A 3,441-nucleotide genomic window follows, 5' to 3' on the forward strand; every position below is an offset into this window, starting at 1 on the left:
TATACCAAAGATCGAGGTGTTTTTTCATTTTTTAATAACATTGTCAAGCCATATATTTAATAGACCTTAAAAACAATACAACCAACGATTAGCACTTATTTTTCTGGTGCGAAAGTTGAGTTACTAATATTAAAAAGCTCTATATGGATTTAAACTGCAACTAACAATTCAGAGCGATGTTTATATATACTACAGTACAAACTTCTTTATCTACATTAGTGAGTTTGTCCAGAATTAAAGCGACCACTTTAGGGTCGCTTTTTGTTGGTATAAAAAGGATAACCTTGGTTCGATTAATGTCAGAAATTTTGGTGAGAATATAAAAGGGAATTAATGTTTTGACAAGTGGTATTCATCTGTATTAAGATACCTATTGCTGATAATGCATATCGGAATTTGGAGGATTAAGAAAATGAAAAAATATAGTCTATTTTTAGGTTTTGTATTAACTTTATCTATTTTCTTAGCAGCATGTGGTACTTCTGACAATAATACTGCTAACGAAAAAGACAATAATGCTAGTAATGACGCAGATTTATTAGCTCAAATAAAAGAAAATGGTACATTAGTAGTAGGTACTGAAGGGACTTATCCGCCATTTACATACCATGATGATACAGGAAAGTTAACTGGTTTTGATGTGGAAATTGCGGAAGAAGTAGCAAAACGTTTAGGTGTTAAGGCTGAATTCAAGGAAACACAATGGGATGCAATTTTTGCAGGACTAGATGCTAAGCGCTTTGATATGATTGCAAACCAAGTAGGAATCAATGATGAAAGAAAAGCGAAATATTCATTTTCTGATCCATATATTTCTTCAAGTGCAGTATTAATTACAAGAGCAGACTCAGACATTAAAAGCTTTGAAGATATTAAAGGCTTAAAATCCGCTCAGTCCCTAACTAGTAACTATGCAGAAATTGCCAAAACTAACGGAGCAGAATTAGTTGGTGTTGATGGTTTTAATCAGGCAATTGAGCTTTTGAACTCAAAAAGAGTAGATGTAACAGTGAATGATAAATTATCATTCTTAGACTATAAAAAACAAAAGCCTGATACAGAAGTAGTTATTGCAGATACAGAAGGAGACGTTTCACAGAGTGGTTTAATGTTTAGAAAAGGAAACGATACATTAGTGGACGCAGTAAGTAAAGCATTAAATGAAATGATTGATGATGGTACGTATAAGACAATTTCTGAGAAATGGTTTGGAGAAGATGTACTTAAATAGTATATTTACTGACCCAGAGTTATTTCAAAGATATTATGATATTGCAATAAGTTCCCTTCTCCCTTTGGTGAAGGGGGCAATTTTTTATACCATACCATTATCAATTTTATCATTTATTATTGGAATAATTTTAGCTTTATTCACTGCACTAGCTCGACTATCAAGTATAAAAATATTGAAATTTATTGCGAATGTGTACGTTTCTGTTGTAAGAGGTACACCACTATTAGTACAATTATTTATTATTTTTTATGGTTTGCCTAATGTCGGTATAACTCTTGACCCATTTATAGCTGCCGTTATCGGTTTTTCTTTAAATGTTGGTGCTTATAGTTCTGAAATTATTAGAGGCGCTATACTTAGTATACCAAGTGGTCAATGGGAAGCAGGGTATTCTATTGGGATGAGCTATGGACAGAATTTGAAAAGGATTATATTGCCGCAAGCTGTCCGTGTTTCCGTTCCACCCCTATCTAATACCTTTATAAGTTTAATAAAAGACTCCTCGCTAGCTGCTCTTATATTAGTAACAGAGATGTTTCGAGTAGCACAGCAAATAGCAAGTACAAACTATGAATTTCTTTTACTTTATACAGAGGTAGCCCTTATTTATTGGGTTATTTGTTTTCCATTATCGATTGCTCAGCAAAGGTTAGAACACCGCTTTGGTCGCCATTTGCAAAGATAAAAGGAAAAGATTAGAAAGGAGAGGGTACGATGATCTCCATTAAAGGTTTATCTAAACGTTTTGGTGACCTAGAGGTTTTGAAGGATATCAACTTGAATGTAGAAAAAGGCAAGGTAATTGTCATCATTGGACCATCTGGTTCAGGAAAAACAACTATGTTACGGTGTTTAAATGTTCTGGAGACACCAACAACTGGTCATATTCAAATAGGCAACAAGCAACTAGATTTTTCTAACTCTGTAACTAAAAAAGAGATTACGGACTTTAGAAAACTTACTGGAATGGTCTTTCAGAGCTATAATCTTTTTCCACACAAAACAGCTGTTCAGAATGTAATGGAGGGGCCTGTTACCGTTAAAAAAGAAGAAAAAGCACAAGCAAGAAAGAAAGCTATTATGCTTTTAGAAAAAGTTGGTTTGGGTGATAAATTGGACTCATATCCATTTCAGCTTTCTGGAGGGCAGCAACAAAGGGTTGGAATTGCCAGAGCACTTGCAATGGAGCCAGATGTCATGCTTTTTGATGAGCCAACTTCCGCACTAGATCCTGAGCTGGTGGGGGAAGTATTAAAAGTAATTAAAGAACTCGCGAAGGAAGGGATGACCATGATAGTGGTTACCCATGAAATGAAGTTTGCTAAAGAAGTGGCAGATGAAGTGATATTTATGGACGGAGGCTTTATTATAGAGAATGGCACTCCTGCCTCCATTTTTTCCTCACCGAAAGAAGCAAGAACAAAGCAATTCTTACAATTAATAGAATAAAAAAAGAGCAGTTAAGACTTTCGTTCGGAAGTTTTAACTACTCTCATCAAAAGGGGGAATTACACTTTGTAGTATCATTGTGTACCCCTTTTTCTTTTTTTATACATACAATTATTCTTTTTTTTATTTGTATATTCTTTTATGAATGACTTCGTCTTCTAATACATTGATAAAAGCAACGATAGCTCCAGAAAGCATAGCTGCAATTGTGTAAACAGATAGCCCTGTAATGATTAATAAGGTAATCGTTATAAAGAGTGTCCATATGCAACAATAAGTAACATGATTTACACTTAATATTTTGTCCATGTTTGATTGCCCTTCTTTCCATTTGTTCCTATTATACGATATGCCTTTGCACAGCTAGATAGTATTAAAATTTCAAAATGAGCATTTATTTGCCCTTTTTTTTGCTCAAAGGGGATAAGCCCTCACTGTTTCTTAAAAAAAGCATATCTAATAAGTATAAGGAATAGCTTGTATCACCTTTTAAAAGCTGAATACATTGTCATATTCTTTATACCGTAACCCCATAACCTCCTCTCACTTTGAGTATAACTTTTCAGTTATACTCCTTTTTTATTGTCAAAGTTCGAATCCTAGAAAATAGGTATCTTTTTATTAAATTTCTCTATATTGAGTTAATTTCATAATTCAATCTTTTAAAGAAACACAGACTTACAGAATCTTGTCATCTATAAATTTTTAAGCTGTTCGTTGCTTACTTAACACCGTCATATGGTTAATCCTATCTGCTG

At 33.7% G+C, this 3,441-nt stretch carries 4 protein-coding genes; 3 read left to right on the forward strand and 1 reads right to left on the reverse strand.

The window, feature by feature from the left end; translation table 11 throughout:
- The first annotated feature begins 412 nt into the window (after positions 1 to 412).
- Genes F9279_RS24625 through F9279_RS24635 form a run of 3 tightly spaced genes read left to right on the forward strand, consistent with a single transcriptional unit; the run spans position 413 to position 2,683 of the window.
- Positions 413 to 1,231, forward strand: coding sequence for an amino acid ABC transporter substrate-binding protein (locus F9279_RS24625; RefSeq protein ID WP_152116722.1), 819 nt, complete (start codon positions 413 to 415; stop codon positions 1,229 to 1,231).
- On the forward strand, positions 1,218 to 1,919 hold the full coding sequence (locus F9279_RS24630; protein ID WP_152116723.1) for an amino acid ABC transporter permease: 702 nt from the start codon (positions 1,218 to 1,220) through the stop codon (positions 1,917 to 1,919). Before F9279_RS24625 ends, F9279_RS24630 begins: the two co-directional genes overlap by 14 nt.
- A 29-nt stretch (positions 1,920 to 1,948) precedes the next feature.
- On the forward strand, positions 1,949 to 2,683 hold the full coding sequence (locus tag F9279_RS24635; protein ID WP_152116724.1) for an amino acid ABC transporter ATP-binding protein: 735 nt from the start codon (positions 1,949 to 1,951) through the stop codon (positions 2,681 to 2,683).
- A gap of 123 nt (positions 2,684 to 2,806) precedes the next feature.
- On the opposite strand, the gene F9279_RS24640 is transcribed toward F9279_RS24635, so the two are convergent.
- Positions 2,807 to 2,992, reverse strand: coding sequence for a hypothetical protein (locus F9279_RS24640; RefSeq protein ID WP_152116725.1), 186 nt, complete (start codon positions 2,990 to 2,992; stop codon positions 2,807 to 2,809).
- Between the last annotated feature and the right edge of the window lie 449 nt (positions 2,993 to 3,441).

The organism is Bacillus sp. B1-b2 (assembly GCF_009183415.1).
Taxonomy (GTDB): Bacteria; Bacillota; Bacilli; order Bacillales; family Cytobacillaceae; genus Niallia.

Excerpts from the sequence above, each read along its gene's own strand:
- F9279_RS24635 (WP_152116724.1), top strand. The coding sequence starts at position 1,949 with ATGATCTCCATTAAAGGTTTATCTAAACGTTTTGGTGACCTAGAGGTT.
- F9279_RS24625 (WP_152116722.1), top strand. The coding sequence starts at position 413 with ATGAAAAAATATAGTCTATTTTTAGGTTTTGTATTAACTTTATCTATT.
- F9279_RS24630 (WP_152116723.1), top strand. The coding sequence starts at position 1,218 with ATGTACTTAAATAGTATATTTACTGACCCAGAGTTATTTCAAAGATAT.
- F9279_RS24640 (WP_152116725.1), bottom strand. The coding sequence starts at position 2,992 with ATGGACAAAATATTAAGTGTAAATCATGTTACTTATTGTTGCATATGG.